Origin of the sequence: Bradyrhizobium sp. NDS-1 (genome assembly GCF_032918005.1) — a bacterium.
Classification (GTDB): domain Bacteria; phylum Pseudomonadota; class Alphaproteobacteria; order Rhizobiales; family Xanthobacteraceae; genus Bradyrhizobium; species Bradyrhizobium tunisiense.
This window is the reverse complement of record NZ_CP136628.1, coordinates 1,647,218-1,667,846: the sequence shown is the minus strand read 5'-3', so window position 1 is coordinate 1,667,846 and position 20,629 is coordinate 1,647,218. Positions and strand designations below refer to the sequence as shown.

At 64.3% G+C, this 20,629-nt stretch carries 15 protein-coding genes and 1 tRNA gene; 8 read left to right on the top strand and 8 right to left on the bottom strand.

Going from position 1 to position 20,629, the window contains the following annotated elements; translation table 11 throughout:
• From RX330_RS07890 to RX330_RS07875, 4 genes are all read left to right on the top strand, one after another.
• Complete coding sequence (locus tag RX330_RS07890) at positions 1-1,962, top strand: MacB family efflux pump subunit (RefSeq protein WP_317242619.1); 1,962 nt, start codon at positions 1-3, stop codon at positions 1,960-1,962.
• A gap of 90 nt (positions 1,963-2,052) precedes the next feature.
• Entirely contained in the window at positions 2,053-2,766 is a 714-nt protein-coding gene (locus RX330_RS07885; protein ID WP_317242618.1) for a response regulator, read from the top strand.
• Positions 2,763-4,079: an ATP-binding protein gene (locus RX330_RS07880; protein WP_212091703.1), complete on the top strand. Its 1,317-nt coding sequence runs from the start codon at positions 2,763-2,765 to the stop codon at positions 4,077-4,079. Before RX330_RS07885 ends, RX330_RS07880 begins: the two co-directional genes overlap by 4 nt.
• Before the next feature lie 755 nt (positions 4,080-4,834).
• A complete protein-coding gene (locus tag RX330_RS07875; protein ID WP_317242617.1) occupies positions 4,835-5,002 on the top strand; it encodes a hypothetical protein in 168 nt (55 codons plus the stop codon).
• Positions 5,003-5,176: 174 nt separating this feature from the next.
• On the opposite strand, the gene RX330_RS07870 is transcribed toward RX330_RS07875, so the two are convergent.
• From RX330_RS07870 to RX330_RS07850, 5 genes are all read right to left on the bottom strand, one after another.
• Positions 5,177-5,252: transfer RNA gene (locus RX330_RS07870), tRNA-Lys, on the bottom strand.
• A 181-nt stretch (positions 5,253-5,433) separates the two neighbouring features.
• Entirely contained in the window at positions 5,434-6,030 is a 597-nt protein-coding gene (locus RX330_RS07865) for a Spy/CpxP family protein refolding chaperone (RefSeq protein ID WP_212091685.1), read from the bottom strand.
• Between the two features lie 195 nt (positions 6,031-6,225).
• Positions 6,226-7,230, bottom strand: a complete 1,005-nt coding sequence (locus RX330_RS07860; RefSeq protein ID WP_317242616.1) for a TRAP transporter substrate-binding protein — start codon at positions 7,228-7,230, stop codon at positions 6,226-6,228.
• Between the two features lie 221 nt (positions 7,231-7,451).
• Positions 7,452-9,014, bottom strand: coding sequence for a 2-isopropylmalate synthase (locus tag RX330_RS07855; protein ID WP_212091680.1), 1,563 nt, complete (start codon positions 9,012-9,014; stop codon positions 7,452-7,454).
• Between the two features lie 1,396 nt (positions 9,015-10,410).
• Entirely contained in the window at positions 10,411-10,674 is a 264-nt protein-coding gene (locus tag RX330_RS07850; RefSeq protein ID WP_212080747.1) for a hypothetical protein, read from the bottom strand.
• A gap of 322 nt (positions 10,675-10,996) precedes the next feature.
• Here RX330_RS07850 and RX330_RS07845 point away from each other — a divergent pair, with 322 nt between their 5' ends.
• The 4 genes from RX330_RS07845 to RX330_RS07830 all read left to right on the top strand — a co-directional run bounded on the left by RX330_RS07845 (position 10,997) and on the right by RX330_RS07830 (position 17,782).
• Positions 10,997-12,214 carry an SMP-30/gluconolactonase/LRE family protein gene (locus tag RX330_RS07845; RefSeq protein WP_317242615.1) on the top strand — a complete coding sequence of 406 codons (1,218 nt, stop codon included), beginning with the start codon at positions 10,997-10,999 and terminating at the stop codon, positions 12,212-12,214.
• Positions 12,215-12,363: 149 nt separating this feature from the next.
• The gene (locus tag RX330_RS07840) at positions 12,364-13,614 is read left to right on the top strand and encodes a hypothetical protein (protein ID WP_317242614.1); all 1,251 of its coding nucleotides are present in this window, start codon (positions 12,364-12,366) and stop codon (positions 13,612-13,614) included.
• Between the two features lie 170 nt (positions 13,615-13,784).
• On the top strand, positions 13,785-16,292 hold the full coding sequence (uvrA, locus tag RX330_RS07835) for an excinuclease ABC subunit UvrA (RefSeq protein WP_317242613.1): 2,508 nt from the start codon (positions 13,785-13,787) through the stop codon (positions 16,290-16,292).
• A 179-nt stretch (positions 16,293-16,471) separates the two neighbouring features.
• Positions 16,472-17,782, top strand: coding sequence for an ABC transporter substrate-binding protein (locus RX330_RS07830; RefSeq protein WP_212080743.1), 1,311 nt, complete (start codon positions 16,472-16,474; stop codon positions 17,780-17,782).
• A gap of 208 nt (positions 17,783-17,990) precedes the next feature.
• Here RX330_RS07830 and RX330_RS07825 read toward each other — a convergent pair whose 3' ends face one another.
• From RX330_RS07825 to RX330_RS07815, 3 genes are all read right to left on the bottom strand, one after another.
• Complete coding sequence (locus RX330_RS07825) at positions 17,991-19,160, bottom strand: Gfo/Idh/MocA family protein (protein ID WP_317242612.1); 1,170 nt, start codon at positions 19,158-19,160, stop codon at positions 17,991-17,993.
• Positions 19,161-19,203: 43 nt separating this feature from the next.
• Positions 19,204-19,518: a septal ring lytic transglycosylase RlpA family protein gene (locus tag RX330_RS07820; RefSeq protein WP_317242611.1), complete on the bottom strand. Its 315-nt coding sequence runs from the start codon at positions 19,516-19,518 to the stop codon at positions 19,204-19,206.
• A 101-nt stretch (positions 19,519-19,619) separates the two neighbouring features.
• Positions 19,620-20,465, bottom strand: a complete 846-nt coding sequence (locus RX330_RS07815; protein ID WP_317242610.1) for a CmcJ/NvfI family oxidoreductase — start codon at positions 20,463-20,465, stop codon at positions 19,620-19,622.
• Between the last annotated feature and the right edge of the window lie 164 nt (positions 20,466-20,629).

Here is a 20,629-nt window from a genome sequence, read left to right as displayed (position 1 = left end):
ATGGCCGACCCCATCATTGCGCTCGAGAACGTCCGGCGGGAGTTCAGGGCCGGCGACAGCAGCGTGGTCGCGCTCGACGATCTCTCGCTGGACATCCAGCCCGGCGAGATGGTGGCGATCATCGGCTCGTCGGGCTCCGGCAAATCGACGCTGCTCAACATCCTCGGCTGCCTCGACCGCCCGACTTCCGGCACCTATCGCGTCGCCGGCAAGACCGTCTCGGAGCTCGACGCGGACGCGCTGGCAGCGCTGCGCCGCGAGCATTTCGGCTTCATCTTCCAGCGCTATCATCTGCTCGGCGACCTCTCGGCCGCCGAAAACGTCGAGATCCCCGCCATCTATGCCGGGATGAAGGCCAGGGAGCGCCGCGCGCGCGCCGAAAAGCTGCTGGCGAGGTTGGGCGTGAACGACCGCCGCGGCCATCGCCCGAACCAGCTGTCGGGCGGCCAGCAGCAGCGCGTCTCGATCGCACGCGCGCTGATCAACGGCGCGGAGGTCATCCTGGCAGACGAGCCGACCGGCGCGCTCGACCGCCGCAGCGGCGAGGAGGTTCTCAAGATTCTGAAGGAGCTGCACCGCGAGGGGCGGACGATCATCATCGTCACCCATGATGCCGACGTCGCGGCAAGGGCGGAGCGCATCATCGAACTGCGGGACGGCAGGATCGCAGCCGACCGCCGAACCGAAACCGCAGATATTTCCGAACTGTCGCCACCGGCCTCCCGGAGTTCGTGGGAGAGCGGTCACGGCTGGCCGGGTGCATTGCGGCGCCTGCGGGAAGCCTCGCGGATGGCGCTGGTGGCGATGGCCGCACACCGGCTGCGCGCGTTCCTGACCATGCTCGGAATCATCATCGGCATCGCCGCGGTGTCGTCCGTGGTCGCGCTCGGCAACGCCTCCCAGCGCAAGGTGCTGTCCGACATTTCGAGCCTCGGTACCAACACGATCGAGGTGTTTCCGGGAAAGGATTTCGGCGACGCGCGCGCCGGCAAGATCAAGACGCTCGTCCTCGGCGATGCCCGCGCGCTCGGTCAGCAGAGTTTCATTGCCGGGGTCACGCCGACGGTCTCAACCAGCACGACGATCCGCTACCGCGGCAACGAATCGAACGTGCTGGTCAACGGCGTCGGCGAGAGCTACTTCCTGGTCAAGGGCGCCAAGCTCGCGAAAGGACGCCTGTTCGACGCCGATGCGGTTCGCAACATCGAGCGGCAGGTCGTCATCGACGACAACACCCGCAAGACCTTCTTCGCCGACGACCAGACCGCAGGGATCGGTCGCGTCATCTGGCTCGGCAAGGTGCCCTGTCGCATCGTCGGCGTCATTGCCCAGCAGCAGGGCGGGTTCGGCTCGAACCAGAACCTCTCGGTCTATCTTCCCTACACCACCGTGCAGGCGCAGTTCACGGGCGACCGCTCGCTTCGCAGCATCCTGCTCCGGATCAGCGACGAGATCTCGACCGCGCTGGCACAGGATGCGGTCACCACGCTGCTGACGCAGCGGCACAACACCAGGGACTTCGTCATCCTCAACACCGACGACATCCGCCGCACCATCACCAGCACGACGCAGACGCTGGCCTTCCTCGTGGCCGCGATCGCGGTGATCTCGCTGGTCGTCGGCGGCATCGGCGTGATGAACATCATGCTGGTGTCGGTCTCGGAGCGGATCGGCGAGATCGGCGTGCGCATGGCGGTGGGCGCAAGGCGCAGCGACATTCTCCAGCAGTTCCTGGTGGAGGCGACGCTGATCTCGTCGATCGGCGGCATCGCCGGCATTCTGATCGCGCTCCTGCTCGGCACGGCGATCAATTTCGCGATCCCGGGGTTTCAGGTCACCTATTCGATGTTCTCGATCGCGGCGGCGTTCCTGACCTCGACCGGTATCGGGGTTGCCTTCGGCTTCTTCCCCGCCCGCCGCGCCGCTTTCCTCGACCCCGTAGTGGCTTTGAGCCGTGACTAATTCTAGGATTGCAACATGACCGTAGTTCTTCGGACGAGACAATCGTCCGCAAATCGACCAACGATCGGGACACCCGATGCGATATCAGTCATGACCAACGGCACGCAGAACATCCTGATCGTCGAAGACGACCGGCAGACCCGCGACCTCATCTCGCGCTATCTGCGCGAGCATTCGTTTTCGGCGGGCGCGGTCACCAACGGCAAGGAGATGGACCGCTACCTCTCGCAGAACAAGGTCGATCTGATCGTGCTCGACCTGATGCTGCCGGGAGAAGACGGCCTCAGCCTGTGTCGCCGCGTGCGCATGGAATCCATGACGCCGATCATCATCCTCACGGCGAAGGGCGAGGACCTCGACCGGATCCTCGGCCTCGAGATGGGTGCCGACGATTATCTGCCGAAACCGTTCAACCCGCGCGAGCTGGTTGCCAGGATCAACGCCGTTCTGCGCCGGCAATCGAGCGAGCGTACGACCAGTTCCACGGCGACGCGGCTCAAATTCCAGGGGTGGACGATCGATCTTCGCCTGCGGGAGCTACGCGACCCCGAGGGCGCTCAGGTGCCGCTGACCAGCGCCGAGTTCGATCTGCTGCAGGCTTTCTGCGAACGGGCCGGCCGCATCCTGACCCGTGACAATCTCCTGAGCATAACGCGCGGCCGTCCCGGCGGCAGCTTTGGCCGCAGCATCGACGTGCTGGTCAGCCGGCTGCGCCGCAAGCTCGACCGCACGGAAGAGACATCCATCATCAAGACCGTCCGCACCGGCGGCTACGTCTTCACCCCGGTGGTGGAGGAAGCATGAGCCGCACCGCCGGCATCCTGGCGCTGTTCAGCTTCAGGCGGATCAGCGGCCAGATCGCGGCCCTGGTACTGGTCTCGCTGGTCCTGATCCACGTCTTGATTGCCGGGTATTTCCTGCTCAGCCGTCCGAAGCTCTTGACCGATGCGCCGGTCGAGCAGTTCGAGCTGATCGCCCAGATCATCGGCAATACGCCCAAGGCCGAGCGCGCGGTCGTCCTCGATAGCATCAGCCGGACCTTTCCAGCCCTCAAGCTGCAACTGCGGGAAAGTGTTTCCACGTCCGCGACGCCGCTGCCGGCGCGGACGCCCATGTCCATCCCGTCAGCGCTTGGCGGTCGGGCCGAGTTCATTCCCGGCACCGGCGCGCAGCAGGACCGGGTGTGGTTCTACCTGGCGGGCGACGACGTGCTCGAGGCAACGATCGGATCGTCCAAGATGCCGGCCTTCGTCAGCGGCCTCTGGACCTCCACGCTGCTGTTCCTGGTGGCGAGCGTCACGCTGCTCGGCATATGGGCCGGCCGCGCCCTGTCCTCGCCTCTGTTGGCCTTCGCGCGCGCCGCGGAGAATTTCAGCCTGAACCGGTCCTCGCCGCCGTTGCCGGAAAACGGGCCGGAGGAGATCAAGTCCGCAGCCAGGGCGTTGAACCGGATGCGCGAGCGCATCACGGCGCTGATGAACGAGCGAAACCGCATGCTCGCCGCCATCAGCCATGACCTGCGCACCCCGATCACGCGATTGCGGCTGCGCTCGGAATATATCGAGGACGCGGCCCAGCGCATGCAGACCGTACGCGATCTCGATCAGATGCAGTCGATGCTGGAGTCGGTGCTCTCCTTGTTGCGCAGTGAAAGCGCTGCCAGACCGACACTGGTCGACGTTGCCGCGCTGCTCCAGATGGTTTGCGACCAGTTTTCCGATAGCGGCCACGCGGTGCATTATCTCGGTCCGGACAGAGCCGCATTCATCGTCCGGCCGGACGAGATCATTCGCGCGGTCACAAACCTGGTCGAAAACGCCACGCGCTTCGGAACCGAAGTCCGCGTCGAGCTCTTGATCGCCGGAGATCAGATTATCATCGACGTCGTCGACGACGGCCCTGGAATACCCAATGAGAAGAAGGCGGCGATGCTGGAACCCTTCGTGCGAGGAGAAGAAGCCCGCACCATGGACGAAACGGCGGGATTTGGCCTCGGCCTCGCGATCACGCAGGCAATCGTGACCGCGCATGGAGGAACGCTGCTGCTGCTCGACAACGAACCGAGGGGTCTTCGCGTCCGCCTGCTGCTTTCCAATGCCGGCCGTAGCCACGACTGAAGCTGCCGATCCGGCGTTGTCCTGGAAGCAAGAGCGCGGTGAGGTTCCCTGCTGCTCTGGTTGTCCTCGAACGCCACGTTGTACGCGATCTGACGGCGACTTCTAAGAGCTGCCAGCAGATCAAAATACAGGTCGACACTGACATTGGCTAATATCCTGAGCGTCCCCCTCCGACCCGCACGGATTGCGTTACGATTGAAGAGACCATCTTATTGGCACAAGTGCGCGAGTCGTAACCTGTCAGACAGCGATTGAGCTTCGGGAAAACGTTTCTCGGTCAGCTCTGCCTGCTTCCGACCCGGCCGAAGTCGCGCGCGTTCGCAGGCGCCACTCGGCACCGAGCACGAAGCCGGACAGCCTGAAGCCCTGAATGTTAGTCGAGCACACATGGCAGTAGCATCGGCAATTCCAAGTCTTTGATCGACAGCGCCTGCCGCAGGATGTTTTCGCGACTGAGGTCGTTTCTCAGCGCACGGCTAAACGCCTCGCATGCACGAATAAAGGAACTCAAGCTTCGGCTTCAACTGGATAAGGTCCCACCGAACTCGTGGTCAACGAGGACAATGGTGAGCCTTACGACGAGACTACCTATCGCCATTGGGTGTCGACCGCCAACGTCGACAAGCTGTTCGCCCCTTTCCTCTCGATGAGGAGAATAAGGCGCAGCGCGCTCGAGCGGTCGATCAGCGCAAGCGCGCATTAGCGGAATGGCTGGATGCGCAGACCGCTCGCGACAGCAATGGCCATGAGACAGCATGGCGTCTAAGCCTTGCCCGGCCCTGATGTTCGTCAACGGCGCCGGGCATTCATACCGAAGCGCGCAGACTATCGTGAAGCACTACCGCGCCCGCGATGCGGCTCGTGCCGATTCCGGTATCGACAGGCTTGAATTGCAGGTGCGGAAGGAAGGCATGAGGAGCTGAACGCAGACCAGTAGGTCTCATTTTGCTGCGCGTTTCAGCGGTGGATGAGCTTCGGCCCTAATGATCCGGCTCGTCGCACGGCGTGCGACGTACGACCATCAAAAGCGTCGCACGAGACCCAGTTTGTTCTGTCGCGGAATTTAAAAAAGCCCTTGCGGGCCAATCGCTTAAGGGTGGTGGGCGCACCAGGGCTCGAACCTGGGACCCGCTGATTAAGAGTCAGCTGCTCTACCAACTGAGCTATGCGCCCGAAAGGCGGTCAATTGCCTTGCGAGGCCGGTCGTTTAGCAAAGCGATCCGGGTCTGGCAAGCGACCGGACGCAAGTTTTCCAAGGGGTTCAACGAGGGTTCGCCAACATCCCCACAAAAGCGAAAAGCCGCTGGATTCCAGCGGCTTCGCCAAGGTTAATCGTCGCAGAATCCCCGATGGCTTAGAGTCGGCCCTCGCGGTCCCGGTCCGAACCCCCGTCGCGGTCGAAACGGTCATGGTGGCCCATGCCCCGCTCCATCATGCGGTCCATGCCGCGTTCCATGAAGTGGTGGCGGTGCCGCGGGCCGTCCTCGCCGCCGCCGAACGGGCCGCGGTGGCGGGTCAGCACGGCGAGGCGCCGTTTCTGGCCCTCGTCCAGGGTCTTGTACAGCGGGTCGGCGGCATCGGCGATCTTCTTCAGGGCCGCGGAGCTGGCGCCCATGTCCTCGGCGCGCTGGCGCAGGCGGGCGATCGGATCCTCGGGCTTGTCGGCGTCGCCCGGCCCGGCATTCATCCGCGCATTGGCGCGGTCGATGCGCAGCTTGGCGAACTCCCGCACGGCGGCCTCGACCGGCGGCCACAGCTTCTCCTGATCGGCGGTGAGCTTCAGCCCGGCATGGACGGCGGCGATCCGCGCGTCGACGAAGGCGGCCCGGTCTTCCGGGTTCATGCGGATGTGGCGGACGTGCTCCATCCACGGGCGATGATATTGGGCATAGACCGCGCCCGAGCCGGCAATGCTGAGCACGGCGATGGCGGCGATGGTGAACTTCCTCATCCGAACCTCCTCTGGAAGGATGTCCATCAAGATGGGCTCGGTGCGGCTGACACGCAAATTACAACTTGGACAGGGAGCGCTTCTTTACCGGGATGTAACGGCCGATTTTACCTCCAACCGCGATCGGAAATCATTCGCATCAGAAAGGCTTCCGTGCAGACCGCACGGAAGCCTTTCGTTGATCGTTCGGATGGATCAGTTCGTCGTGGTCTTGGCCTCTTTAAGGAATTCGTCGATCAGCGGCTGGCCGATACGGCCCGCGGCGTCCTTGTAGACCGGCTCCATTGCCTTGCGCAGCGCCTCGTCCTGCTCCGGCGTGAGCTTGACGATCTCGCTCTTGCCGCTCTTCTTGATCTCGGCCAGCGCGTCGTCGTTTTCCTTCTGCGACTGCGTGTTGCTGAAGTCGGTCGCTTCCTTCATCGCCTTGGTGAGCGGGTCGCGGATGTCGGCCGGCAGATCGTCCCAGAACTTCTTGTTCACGATCACGACGTAGCCGATATAGCCGTGATTGGTCTCGGTGATGTACTTCTGCACCTCGTGCATCTTCTGGGTATAGATGTTCGACCAGGTGTTCTCCTGGCCGTCGACCACGCCCGTCTGGAGCGCCTGGTAGACTTCCGAGAACGCCATGACCTGCGGCAGGGAGCTCAGCGCCTTGAACTGGGCCTGGATCACCCGCGAGGACTGGATGCGGAATTTCAGGCCCTGATAGTCGGCAGGCGTCACCAGCTTCTTGTTGGCGCTCATCTGCTTGAAGCCGTTGTCCCAATAGGCAAGTCCCGTGATGCCCTTGGCATCAAGCAGCTTGAGCAGCTTCGTGCCGAGCGGGCCTTCCGTCACCTTCCGCAGCGTCTTCAGGTCGGGAAGGATGTAGGGCAGATCGAACACCTCGAACTCGCGGATGCCGAGCGGCCCGAACTTCGAGTTGGACGGCGCCAGCATCTGCACGCTGCCGAGCTGGAGCGCCTCGAGCTCTTCCTTGTCCTTGTAGAGCGTCGAGTTCGGATAGACCTCGACCTTGACCTTGCCGCCGGTGTACTTCTCGGCGAGCTCCTTGAATTTCTCCGCGCCCTTGCCCTTCGGCGTGTCGGTGGCGACGACGTGGCTGAACTTGATGATGATCGGCGATTGGGCCAGTGCGGGGCCGGTCAGGCCAAATGCCAATGCCGCGACGGACGCAGCGATCGCGAAGGTGCGCATAATCTCTCCCTGTTGTTTTATTTGAGCCGCCGGCGTGCCGAGCGGCCTATCCTCATGCCGACAGTATCAATACAGCCCGGCGGCTTCCGCTGCTATTGGCCGTTAGCAGGGCAGGCATCACCTTGGCCGTCATTCCGGGGGCGGTCCGCAGGACCGAGCCCGGAATCTCGTCATTCCGGGCTCGATGCTTCGCATCGCCCCGGAATGGCGAACTTCGCTCGTCAGCTCGCCGCCGCGGTGCTCACCGTGTCGCGCTGGCGCTTCATGACGATCTTGTTGAGCGCACCGAGATAGGCCTTGGCCGAGGCCACCAGCGTATCCGGATCCGCCGCGCGGGCCGTCATCGAACGCCCCTCCTGCGAGAGGCGAACCGATACCTCCGCCTGCGCGTCGGTGCCTTCGGTGACCGCGTGGACCTGGTACAGCTCGAGCTTGGCCTCGTGCGGGACCAGGCGCTTGATGCAGTTGAACACCGCGTCCACCGGACCGTTGCCCTCGGCCTCCTCGATCTTGATCTGGCCGTCGACGTCGAGCTTCATGGTCGCGCGCTGCGGGCCATGGGTGCCGGCGATCACGGTCAGCGAGGTCAGCTTGATGCGGTCGTGGGAGGCCGCCATCTTCTCGTCGACCAGCGCCTCGATGTCCTCGTCGTAGATGTCCTTCTTGCGATCGGCCAGAGCCTTCATCCGCGTGAACGCATCTTCCAGCTGGTTCGGGCCGAGCTTGTAGCCCATCTCCTCCAGCTTGTGCACGAAGGCATGGCGACCGGAATGCTTGCCCAGCACCAGCGAGGATTGCTTCAGGCCGACCATCTCGGGACGCATGATCTCGTAGGTCGAAGCGTCCTTCAGCACGCCGTCCTGGTGGATGCCGCTCTCATGGGCGAACGCGTTCCGGCCGACGATGGCCTTGTTGTACTGGACGGGAAACGAGGTTGCCGCCGAGACCACCTTCGAGGCGCGAGTGAGCTGGGTGGTGTCGATCTTGTTCCAATAGGGGAATTTGTCGTTGCGCACGTTGATCGCCATCACGATCTCTTCGAGCGCGGCGTTGCCGGCGCGTTCGCCGATGCCGTTGATGGTGCACTCGACCTGACGCGCGCCGCCGGTGATGCCGGCCAGCGAGTTGGCGACCGCCATGCCGAGATCGTTATGGCAGTGCACGGAGAAGATCGCCTTGTCCGAATTCGGCACGCGCTCGATCAGCGTCTTCATGAAGTGGGTGTATTCCTCCGGCACCGTGTAGCCAACGGTGTCGGGGATGTTCACCGTGGTCGCGCCGGCCTTGATCACGGCCTCGACGATGCGGCACAGGAAATCCATCTCGCTGCGGGTGCCGTCCTCGGCCGACCATTCGACGTCGTCGATCTGGTTGCGCGCGCGCGCGACCATGGCGACCGAGGTCTCGATCACCTGCTCCGGGGTCTTGTTCAGCTTCACCCGCATGTGTAGTGGCGAGGTCGCGATCACGGTGTGGACGCGGCCGCGTTTTGCAAACTTCACCGCCTCGGCGCAGCGGTCGATATCGGCCGGGTGCGCACGGGACAGGCCCGCAATAACCGCGTTCTTGGAGCGGCGGGCGATCTCGCTGACGGCCTGGAAGTCACCTTCCGAGGTGATGGGGAAGCCGGCTTCGATGACGTCCACGCCCATATCGTCCAGCAACTCGGCGACCTCGAGCTTTTCCTCGAAGGTCATGGTGGCGCCGGGGCACTGCTCGCCGTCGCGCAGCGTGGTGTCGAAAATGATGACGCGGTCCTTGTCGGACTTGTTCGCGGTGGCCATTTCAAATTCCTTTTGAGCTTTTGCGCCGTTCAATGGTCTGGGCGCCTGAGGTGTCCGGTGATCTCGACCAACCCCTGAGTGCCCAGGCGCGTAGCGCCCAGCCGGCCCTCAGGGGCAAGTAAGAAGAAGGCCGCCAATAAGGAGGGTGGGCAGCAGCGCGGCCGGGATCGTGGCGGCGGCCAGAGCCACCTCCCCCGAAATCCCCTCGATGTGGCCGCGAATCAGCATTGCCAGACCCTTTTGAGCCCACAAATCCTCGGTCAAAACCGTTGACGGTTGGTTGCCGGGAGGCTCTGTGGCCTGTTTCTAGACGAGAAATGGCAGCAACTGCAACGCCAAAAGATGGTCAAGGGGGCTGACCTGGTTGGGGGCTTGGTCTCCGTGTCCCGGACACGCTGCGCCGTTCTTACGCTGCGGCGCAGAGCCGGGACCCAGGGCCACACCCACAATACGGCGAGATGGGCCCCGGCTCTGCAGCGCACCACCCCGGACGATGTTTCGCATCGCCGGGGGCGCTGCGCTGCGTCCGGGGCACGAGAACGGAGAGGGACGCGCGCCCTGCACGTCATTGCGAGGAGCCCTTGCGACGAAGCAATCCAGACTGCCTCCGCGGATGGATTTCTGGATTGCTTCCGCCTTCGCCAAGGCTTCGGCGGACAGGTCGCTGCGCTCGCAATGACGGAGTGTGACGCAACCGCATCGCGCTTCCCGCACCATCTCGCTTGCAGACACGCCTTATCGCTCTCGCGGCTGAACTCGCCCGAGCTTTGCTTGATCACTCCACCCTCAAGACCAAGAGGGCGCAGGGAAGGCCGGGTGCCAGCTCGCACCCGCGGTCCGCTGCGCGACATGCGCACGCAGGAAGAACCGCACAGCAGCATACAGGTGGTGCCGATCACTCGGCCTTCCCTGCGCGATGGTCGGACGGCTTATGCCGTGCTCTCCCGGGAGCCGAACTTTCCTCTGGCCTCCCTCGCCCCGCGAATTGGATGATGCAGTCCGCCCGGTTGGGCTCGCTCGCACCTCCGCAGAACTTGACCGTGGCAACGACGGCCAGGACCACACGGTTTTGCCGTACGCGCGGCCCGCCATGTCGCCGCAGTATTCCCAGCCCTGTCGACGGAGCCGGAAACTTACAGCGAGACGAAGCCTGGCAGCGCCGTCGTCCGCACGCGGTTACGGGCTCACAGGGACTACCCGCCCTGCCCGCACCTCTCGCGCCGACGCTGCCGCGTCCACCGCAGACCCGGCTCGCGAAAATGACGACCTCATGATCGCCCCTCTTGAGTGAGCCGGGATGCACGACACATACGCCGAACCGAATTTCGGTAAAGTGGAATATTTTTGCGACGCTGGGTTGACAGAGGCCGACACAGACAAGGCGCCGTAGCCGCCCCTACCCCGCGCGGCGGGCGCGGGCCCTCGTCTCCCAGCGGTTCAGCATCTGGCCGAGCTCGCCGTTGACCACGGGTACGGCCGTGATGGCGCTCGCGATCTCGTTGGTATTGGCTGGCGCGTTGGCCGGGAGCCAATCCGGCTCGGAATACTCGCGCCAGCGGCGGGCTTCCGCACGTCGTTTGTTGGAGATGAATTCACGCGTGAAATAGCCGGCCGCGAATGCGATCCCCAGCAACACGATCAATACGATGACGCCAGCCACGTTTAACTCCGTTCATCGCCCCCGGACGGGGTCTGCGGGGCAATGCGCGCAAAATCATGACTTGAACCCGGCCGAATGCGTTGCATGCTGCGCTTTGCCGCAAGCAAATTTTTGCTCAAGCCCGCGGAACATTTTCGAGCCTTGCAAATGTCACAAGGCGGACGCGAAGCGCGTCCCTTTCGAGCGCATTCGAATATGACGGGATTGCGGCCGCGACATCGCGCGAATCCGATTTCCGCCCTCGCAACCGGCGCTGGACCGCATTAACCTCCGGTTGCTCGGCCGGATCAACCGGCCAGCCGAACATCACTGGGAGGACGCGATGACACGCCAAGAACAGCGTGAGCAGGACGCTGCGCTTTCACGACGAACACTTGTCCGGGGCCTTGCGCTTGGCGCCGCGGCCACCGTCGCCGGCCCTGCGCTGGCCCAGACCGGCCCCGCCGCACCGCCGACCACCATCACCACCCCGCCGCGCGATTTCAGCCCGCGTGGCGCGCCGACGACTTATTTCTGGGACCCCGACATCCTCGCGGTCGACCCTTCCTTCAACGATCTCGCGCAGCCCAACACCGCGATCAAGCGTCTGCACACCGGCCTGCTGTGGGCGGAAGGCCCGGCATGGAGCGCGCAGGGACGATATCTGCTGTGGAGCGACATTCCCAACAACCGGCAGATGCGCTGGACCGAGGACGACGGCCACGTCAGCGTGTTCCGCACGCCTTCCAACAATTCCAACGGCAACTCGTTCGACTTCCAGGGCCGCCAGCTCTCCTGCGAGCACCTGACGCGACGGGTGACGCGGTACGAGCATGACGGCACCGCCACCGTGCTCGCCGACTCCTATCAGGGCAAGAAGCTGAACTCGCCGAACGACATCGCCGCGCATCCCGACGGCAGCTATTGGTTCACCGATCCACCCTATGGCGGCCAGCTTTACGAAGGCGAGCCCGATGTCGCGGGCGGCCCGAGCAATCCGGCCGGCAAGCTCAACCCGAGGATCGGCCAGCCGGCCGGCTTCGTGCCGGGCAAGCGCGAGCTGCCGACCAATTGCTATCGCATCGATCCCTCGGGCCGCATCGACCTCGTCGTCACCGAGGACCAGGTGCCGGATCCGAACGGGCTGTGCTTCTCGCCCGACTACAAGAAGCTCTACGTCGCCTCGACCGGCAAGGGACCCGGCGACACCGGCCCCGGCGGCAAGGGCGAGATCTTCGTGTTCGACGTCGGCAGCGACAACAAGCTGTCCAACCACAGGAAGTTCAGCGATTGCGTGGTCGACGGAGTCAAATGCGGGCCGGACGGCCTGCGCTGCGACGTCAACGGCAATCTCTGGGCCTCCAGCAATGCCGGCCGCGCCGTTGGCTACAGCGGCGTCACCGTGTGGTCGCCGGAGGGCAAGCTGCTCGGCCGCATCCGCCTGCCGGAAGTCTGCGGCAACGTCTGCTTCGGCGGCCCCAAGCGCAACCGCCTGTTCATGGCCGCGAGCCAGTCGCTCTACGCCGTGTACACGGCGACGCAGGGGGCGGGGCCGGGCTGAGCGGAACCGTGCACGAGCAAGCACGCCGACATGCGCGGCGTGCTTGCATTGGCGCTCTGAAACAGCATGACGACACGCTGATCGCATTTCTCCTAACCTCGGGCAAATCTCCGCCATTAATGCAACGAAGATAGGTCACGCAGCAGACCGTGGCGTGGCGGGAGAAGCGTGATGCTCTCTCCGAGCGCGCCCGAACATCAAGTGGGAGTTGCGCGATGCGCCGCATGCCAAACGACACGATCATCGTCAGCGTCGGCGACCTGCAAGTTGTGACCGCTTCTGGAGATCCGGGCCTGCCAACCGACGCCCACGGCGGGAACGATGTAATGATAGCCACGGTCCGTGCGGGTCACGGCGTCTTGACCTTGCTGGGTGACGACGCAGACCTCCAGGGGCGCTCTCGCGGGGGAAATGACCTGCTCGTCGCGGACGTCGAGGGCGAGGGCACCTATACGTATATCGACGGCGATGCGCAGACGATGTCCGGTCACTCCCGTGGCGGCAACGACACGATCTACGTCGATGCCTCGCACACGAGATATTCGAGCCTCTCTGTACTGGGCGACGCTGGAAACACGATGTCGGGCGATGCAAGGGGAGGCAATGACGATATCATCGCAGTGATGGGGAGCAGAGCGTCTGGCTCCTTCGGCGGCGACACCGGTTACGTCATGAGCGACAATGCCCATGGCGGCAACGATATCCTCAACGTGACCCAGGCCGGCATCTATGGCGGAGCGTCGATGTCGGGGGACGCGCTCTACGCCATGAGCGGCAACACATTTGGCGGCAACGACATCCTCATCTACACCGTCGGCGTCGAAGCCCGTTCGGGAGGAGCCTCCCTCGAGGGGGATACGCATTACATGAGCGACAACGCCCGGGGAGGCGATGACATCCTGATCGCGACCGTCGATGGCAATCCCGACTCGACGTCCATCGCGCTCACCGGAGACGCCTCGAACATGTCGGGCAATACGCATGGCGGAAACGATATCCTTCTCGGCGGCGAGCGCGGCGATTGGCTGTATGGCGATGCACGCATCTATGCCCCGACCGCGCCCGGCTCTATCACGGGCGGCCGCGATCTCCTCGACGGCGGCGGCGGCAACGATCAACTCTGGGGCGGACCGAACAACGATCTTTTCGTATTCGGGACAGGCTCGGGCCAAGATGTGATCAACGATTTCAATCAGGGCAATATGGCCGTCGGCAGTACGGTTCGGGAGCATGATGTGATCGACCTTCACGCTTACGGCTTTGCGGGCTGGACCGATCTGAAGAGCCTGATCAGCGACGACGGTGCTGGCCATGCGGTGATCCAGCTGACGGCCAACGACACGATCACGCTGGATGGTGTCCGTGCTGCCGATCTCAAGGCGAGCGACTTCATCGTCTGAGGCTCGGGTCGGCGCCGGCCGGCACCAGCGATCCGGCACTCGCTCCAAGGCCCTTCGCTGCCACCGCGACGGGCCTTCGCTCCGCGCAGACTGCACCCGTGCCCACTGGCATCCGGGGATCCATGCTGCGATCCTGCCGTTGATCCCCCAGGGGAGCCGGAGGAGGCGAGATGGACGATCGACCAAGACAACCCGATCTGATGCAGGACGACGGCTTCGTCCGGGTGCGCGGCGCGCGCGAGCACAATCTCAGGAATATCGACGTGCGCATTCCCCGCAATGCGCTGGTCGTGTTCACGGGCGTGTCGGGCTCAGGGAAATCCTCGCTCGCCTTCGGGACGATCTACGCCGAGGCGCAGCGGCGCTATCTGGAATCGGTATCGCCCTACGCGCGGCGCCTGTTCCACCAGATGCAAATCCCCGAAGTCGACGACATCGAGGGCCTGCCGCCGGCCGTGGCGCTCCAGCAGCAGCGCGGCGCGCCGACGACGCGGTCCTCGGTCGGCAGCGTCACGACCATTTCGAACCTGCTCAGGATGCTCTATTCCCGCGCCGGCGATTATCCGCGGGGGCAACCGATGCTCTATGCCGAGGCGTTCTCTCCCAATACGCCGGAGGGAGCCTGCCCGACCTGTCACGGCATCGGCCGGATGCTCGACGTCACCGAGAAGTCCATGGTGCCCGACGACACCAAGACGATCCGCGAGCGCGCCGTCGCGGCCTGGCCGAGCGCCTGGCAGGGACAGAACCTCCGGGATATCCTGACGACGCTCGGCTACGACGTGGACAAGCCCTGGCGGGAGCTGCCCAAGAAGGATCGCGACTGGATTCTGTTCACCGACGAGCAGCCGACCGTGCCTGTTTATGCCGGCTACGACGCCGCCGAGGTCAGGCGCGCCCTGCGCCGCAAGGAAGAGCCGAGCTATCAGGGCACGTTCACCGGCGCCAAGCGCTACGTGATGCAGACCTACGCCAAGTCCGAGAGCGCGATGATGAAACGCCGCGTCGCGCAATTCATGATCACGCGGGATTGCCCGACCTGCCACGGCACAAGGCTGAAGCCTGAAGCGCTGAAGGTGAAGTTCGCCGGCCTCAACATCGCCGAAATGTCGCATCTGCCGCTCAAGCAATTGCAAGAGCTGGTCAAGCCATTCGCAAGAGCTTCGGCGGACAGATCGGAGAAGACCGTCGTTGCCCGGCGCATTTGCGAGGACCTGTCGGCACGCCTCGCCGTCCTGCTCGACCTTGGCCTGGGCTATCTCGCCTGCGAACGCAGCACGCCGACGCTGTCGCCGGGCGAGCTGCAGCGGCTGCGCCTGGCGACCCAGGTCCGCTCCAACCTGTTCGGCGTCGTCTACGTGCTCGACGAGCCCTCCGCAGGCCTTCATCCCGCCGACACCGAGGCGCTGCTGCGGGCGCTGGACCGGCTGAAGCACGCCGGCAACTCGATCTTCGTGGTGGAGCACGAGATCGAGGTGATCCGGCACGCCGACTGGCTGGTGGACGTCGGGCCCGACGCCGGCGAAGGCGGTGGCCTCGTCCTCTACAGCGGGCCGCCGGCAGGGCTCGGTGAAATCGCGCAATCGCGAACGGCCCATTATCTCTCGCGACCGAGAAAGCCGCTGCCGGCCGTTCGTCGCGAGCCGAAAGGGCATCTGAAGATCAGGGGTGCGGTCCGCAACAATCTCCGCGGCCTCGACATCGACATTCCGCTGGGCGTCATCGCCAGCATCACCGGCGTGTCGGGCTCCGGCAAATCGAGCCTGATCAGCCAATTCCTCGTCGAGACCGTGGCCGCGCATCTCGGCCACACGCTTGCTGCCGATTCCGACGACGACAGTCTGGCCGCGACGGTCGAGACATTGGGCGGCAGGATCGTTGCCGGCCTCGACCAGGTGAACCGTCTCGTCGTGGTCGACCAGAAACCGATCGGCCGCACGCCGCGGTCCAACCTTGCGACCTATACCGGCCTGTTCGACCATGTGCGGCGGTTGTTCGCGGCGACGCCGCAGGCAAAATCCCGCCGTTACGATGCCGGACGCTTCTCCTTCAACGTCGCCAAAGGCCGCTGTGCGACCTGCGAGGGCGAGGGCTTCGTCTGCGTCGAGCTGCTGTTCCTGCCCAGCGTCTACGCCCCCTGCCCGACCTGCAAGGGCGCGCGCTACAACGACAAGACGCTCGAGGTGAAGATCCGCGGGCGATCGATCGCGGACGTGCTGGCGATGCGCGTCGACGAGGCCTTCGCGTTCTTCGAGGGCGATGCAACGCTGAACCGCTCGCTGTCGGTCGTGCGCGAGGTCGGCCTCGGCTATATCCGCCTCGGCCAGTCCGCCACCGAACTGTCCGGCGGCGAAGCCCAGCGCATCAAGCTCGCGACCGAGCTGATGCGACCGCAGCGCGGGCATACGCTCTATGTCCTGGACGAGCCGACCACCGGCCTTCACCCGCGCGACATCGAGCGCTTGATCGCGCAGCTCGAGCGGATCGTGGACACCGGCAACAGCGTGATCGTGGTCGAGCACGACATGGACGTCGTGGCCCACAGCGACTGGATCATCGATCTCGGACCCGGCGCCGGAGACGAAGGCGGCCGTGTCGTCGCATCGGGAACGCCGGAACAGGTCGCCAAAGCCGGCGGAAAGACCGCGCGCTATCTGGCCCGCCGCTTGAAGCTGTGACGGGCGGAATCGCATCGCTGCATTATCGCCGAGCGGGGTCCGTTGGCGCTCATTTCGCACTTGCGTTCGATGCCGCGGACGACCGACCTCGACTTTCGCCATGTTGACTTTCCGCCGGCCCGCTCCCCATACTTCGCGAACAACAACAAGATCAAACGACGGTTTTGAGGGAGGATAGGATGCCGACTTCACGCAGGCAGCTGCTGAAGACCTCGGCGGCTGCCGCCGCCGCACTCAGCCTCGATTGGACACGCGCCCAGGCGCAGGCCGAGAACATACGCATCGGCCTGATCTACGACCTCACCGGCCCCTTCGCCGCCGGCGGCTCGGTTGCCTCTTCGGTCGGGGCGCAGATCGCCATCGATCTCGTCAATGAGAAAGGCGGTGTCGGCGGCAAGTACAAGGTTACTCCGCTCGCCGCGGATTCGCAGAGCAAGCCCGACGTTGCGATCAACGAGGCCGAACGCCTGATCAGCCAGGAGAAGATCGACATCCTCAACGGCGTCTATGCGAGCTCGCACGCCGTGCCGCTCGCCGCCAAGGTCGAGCAGCAGAAAAAGATCCTCTGGATCACGACCGCGGTCTCGACCGCCGTGTTCAAGGACAAGAACCTGCAATACGTCTTCCGCGCGCAGATTCATTCCGACCAGTACGGACAGGCCTTCGCCAGCTTCATCAACGAGCATGCCAAAGCCAAGCTCGGCATGGACCCGAAGGAGGTCAAGGTCGCGTTGATCCACGAGGACGGCCCCTATGGCGTCGGCGTGGCCTCCGCCGACGAGGCCTACGCCAAGGAAGCCGGCATTCAGGTCGTGCTGCGTGAAGGCTATTCGGCATCGGCGCCCGATCTCTCGGTGCTGGTCACGAAGATCAAGCGCGCCAAGGCCGACGTGATCTCGCATGCCGGTTACAACCCCGACATCACCCTGTTCCTGCGCCAGGCGCGCGAGAGCGGATTGCGGTTCAAGATGCTGTTCGGCGCAGGCGCCGGCTACAGCCAGCTCGACAAGCTGCGCGCCACCTTCGGTGCCGACATCGACAATTTCTGCAACATCGACCCGGTGCCGGCGCAGTTGCTGGATCCCTCCAAGCTCGCACCTGGCATGGGCGACCTGATCAATGCGATGGTCACGCGCTACAAGGCCAAGACCGGCGCTACCGACGTGCCGCCGCATTGCTCGATGGGCTTCAACCAGACCTGGATACTGCTGAACAACGTGCTGCCGGTCGCCAAGGAGAAGTACGGCAGCTTCGACCCCGAGGCCATTCGCAAGGCGGCGCTCGACGTCGACATCCCCTCCGGCGGCACCATCCAGGGCTATGGCGTGAGATTCTACCCGCCCGGCACGCCGCTCTCCGGCCAGAACGAGCGCTCGACGCCGGTGGTGATGCAGAACGCCGGCGAGCACATCTCGGTGGTGTGGCCGAGCAACATCCGCACGCGGGACCCGGTGTTTCCGCTGCCGAAGGGATCGACCTACGGGGCATAGCTCAGCTTTGCTCGCCGGGAAGGCAGTGCACAGTGCACCCTCTCCCCTTGCGGGAGAGGGTGGCTCGGCGCGATAGCGGCGAGACGGGCGAGGGGTCTCCATCCTCACGAGCAGTCTTGCGGGCGGATAGAACCCCTCATCCGGCGCTTCGCTCCACCTTCTTCCAAAGGGGAGAAGGGTTGCAGCGTGCTTGCGGCAGCAGTCTGCCTTACAACACCACCCGTCTCCCCTCCTCCGCGGCCCAATACCCCGCGTAGTTCACCTTGATCGTCTCGTAGGCCAGCGCGAGGTCCGACAGCGGTTGCCGGCCGGTGGCCGCGCATTCCATGAAATCCTGGATCTCCTGCAAATAGCCGCGCGTCCATTCCTCCTCGAGGCAGACATATTGCCAGCCGGTTTTGCGATCGACCTTTTCGGTGATGTAGACCGAGGCGAGCTTCTCCTCGCTGGTCTGGTAGCTCATCAGATGATTGTTGGGGGTGATGTTTGCGAACAGCGAGCCGCCGCTGGTGTAGGTCTCGACCAGATTGCGCACGCCGCCCATGATCATGTCGCCGGAGAACACGGTCGCCTTGGTGCCGTCCGAGAACGTCGCGGTGAGCGTGCCCCAGTCTTCGACGTCGACCGGATTGGCCTTGATGTAGGTGCGCTCCTCCGGCTTCAGCCCGGCGGTGACGTTGCCGACATCGCAGGTAACGCTGGCGACGCGGATGGTCTCGCCGCGCGCCTTGGCCTCGACCTGCTTGAGATAGAGCACGGCCGAGAGCGGGTGACAGCCCATGCGGATCAGCGAGCCGCCGCCGGTCATCGCCCATTGCGCGGCGTGGGCGGCATGCGAGCCGGAATGGCTCTCCTCACCCTTCATGAACAGGACCTTGTCCCTGGTCGCTCTCAGGATCTCGGCGGTCTTGGTCACCGCGGGCGCGTAGATCCAGTCCTCGGCATACATGAAGAGCTTTCCGGACCGCTCGATCGCGGCTCGCGTCGCGTCCATCTCCTCGAGCACGCGCTCATACATCAGCGCCTTCGGCACGTGCTTGCCGATCGGCTGCGCATCGCCCTCGCGGCCGAAATAACCTGCAAAGGGCTTTTCGCAGATGACGTGCTTGCCGGCCTGCATGGCGCCAACGATCATCCCGGCATGGAGGTTGGGCGGGGTGCAGATGTCGACGACGTCGATATCCGCGTCCGCGATCAGCTCGGTGAAGCTGCGATAGACGTGCGGGATGCCATGGCGTGCGGCGAAGTCGACGACGTGATCGCCGCGCGCGGCCACCGCCGCGACCTCGACGTCCACGCCATAGACGCGCCGGAACGCATACATGTGCAGCTCCGACACGAAGCCGCAGCCGACGAGTCCCACCCTGATCCTGGCCATAGCGCCCCCCTGCTTTCGGCGGCACTATAGCGCGCGGGCTGGCCTATTCCACGGAGACTCGCACGACGCCGGCGCTCATCATGCCGAGTGCGCGGGCGGCCGGCACCGAGAGATCGACGATGCGGCCGCGAATGAAGGGGCCGCGATCGTTGACGCGGCACTGGATCGAACGGCTGCCATAGGACACTCTGAGCACGCTGCCGAACGGGCGCGTCCGGTGCGCGCAGGTCAGCTCACCGCCCTTGCCGGCTTTCGCGTAGCCGTAATAGGAGGCGAGCCCGCTTTCAGCTTGGGCAACGGAAAAAGTGGAAAGAGAAAAACTGGCAAGAGAAAAGAATAGCGTGGTCTGCGCGCGCACGGCACCGCTCCCGGTTGCCCTGCCCGGCGCTGCAAACGTGGATTTGTTCCCTAAGGTTCCAAACGCCGCCGGGCGGCACCCGGCAGCGCCATCACACATTGTTACGGTTTGTGAAAGACCAGCGTGCGCACCTCGATGCTTTCGCGCGGCGCAGCATCTTGCGGCGTGGTCGGATCGACGAAGGCGGTATGCGGCCCGAAGCGGGTGCGGCCGTCGGTTGCGGAATCATAGCATTTGAGCAGCAGGGCCTCGTCCGGCGTCATTTCAGGGAAATAGAACCAGCGATGGTTCGGATTGTATTTCACCGAATAGGTCTCGCCGCTTCGGTTGGGATAGATCAGATCGGAGGCAACGAGATCATCCGGCGCGACCGTGGTGCCGTCGGCCATCGCCAGCGGTGAATCGCGCAAGGGGCCGCGGATCGGCCGCCACAGATTGATCACCTGCACGCGGCCCTTCAGCAGCTCCTCGGCCTCGTCAGGCAGATGCTCGCGCACGCGGTTGGCGCCGGAGACGTCGGTCTGGTCCACATGCACGCGCGTCGCCGGCTGTCGCGGCCCGCCGTCGCGGATGTCAGGCGCGCCTTCGACACGCTTGCGCACGGTGTGATCGAAGATGACGACGCGGTCGGCCCGCAGCGTCGCCCGCAGGAACGCCTCAACGGCGGGATAGTAGACCGCCCTCACCTCATCGTCGTCATAGAAATCCTTCACCCGGGTCGGATGGCGCACCAGCGCAAAGCCTTCGCGGTCGAGCGAGAAATTCTGGGCGATCAGCCGCGCATCGAAGATTGGCACCTGATGCGGCTCGGCCAGCGCCGTGCTCTTCGGCTCGCCCGGCGGCGGATCGAAGGCATAGGTGCGCGGCTTGGTCGTAACAGGTACGAGATAGTTGAGCTCGGCAGTGACGAAGGGAAGCGACTCGATTTTTGTTTCTTGCAGGCCCATGGCCGGTCTCCCGATGTGGTCGTCAGATTGATTTTTGAAGGGATGAGGCGGGCTGCAAGGGAGGCGGAGCAAATAGCAATGGAGGTGTCGTCGAGCGTGAGGAACGAAGAAAGAAAGCGTCGAGGAGTGCGAGCGTCATGGAAATACCGTCCTCATCTCACGAA

Bases quoted from the DNA above. Each gene is read 5' to 3' on its own strand.
- RX330_RS07845 (WP_317242615.1), top strand. From the start codon at position 10,997: ATGACACGCCAAGAACAGCGTGAGCAGGACGCTGCGCTTTCACGACGA.
- RX330_RS07825 (WP_317242612.1), bottom strand. From the start codon at position 19,160: ATGGCCAGGATCAGGGTGGGACTCGTCGGCTGCGGCTTCGTGTCGGAG.
- RX330_RS07865 (WP_212091685.1), bottom strand. From the start codon at position 6,030: ATGAGGAAGTTCACCATCGCCGCCATCGCCGTGCTCAGCATTGCCGGC.
- uvrA (WP_317242613.1), top strand. From the start codon at position 13,785: ATGGACGATCGACCAAGACAACCCGATCTGATGCAGGACGACGGCTTC.
- RX330_RS07880 (WP_212091703.1), top strand. From the start codon at position 2,763: ATGAGCCGCACCGCCGGCATCCTGGCGCTGTTCAGCTTCAGGCGGATC.
- RX330_RS07860 (WP_317242616.1), bottom strand. From the start codon at position 7,230: ATGCGCACCTTCGCGATCGCTGCGTCCGTCGCGGCATTGGCATTTGGC.
- RX330_RS07875 (WP_317242617.1), top strand. From the start codon at position 4,835: ATGGCGTCTAAGCCTTGCCCGGCCCTGATGTTCGTCAACGGCGCCGGG.
- RX330_RS07890 (WP_317242619.1), top strand. From the start codon at position 1: ATGGCCGACCCCATCATTGCGCTCGAGAACGTCCGGCGGGAGTTCAGG.
- RX330_RS07855 (WP_212091680.1), bottom strand. From the start codon at position 9,014: ATGGCCACCGCGAACAAGTCCGACAAGGACCGCGTCATCATTTTCGAC.
- RX330_RS07815 (WP_317242610.1), bottom strand. From the start codon at position 20,465: ATGGGCCTGCAAGAAACAAAAATCGAGTCGCTTCCCTTCGTCACTGCC.
- RX330_RS07830 (WP_212080743.1), top strand. From the start codon at position 16,472: ATGCCGACTTCACGCAGGCAGCTGCTGAAGACCTCGGCGGCTGCCGCC.
- RX330_RS07885 (WP_317242618.1), top strand. From the start codon at position 2,053: ATGACCAACGGCACGCAGAACATCCTGATCGTCGAAGACGACCGGCAG.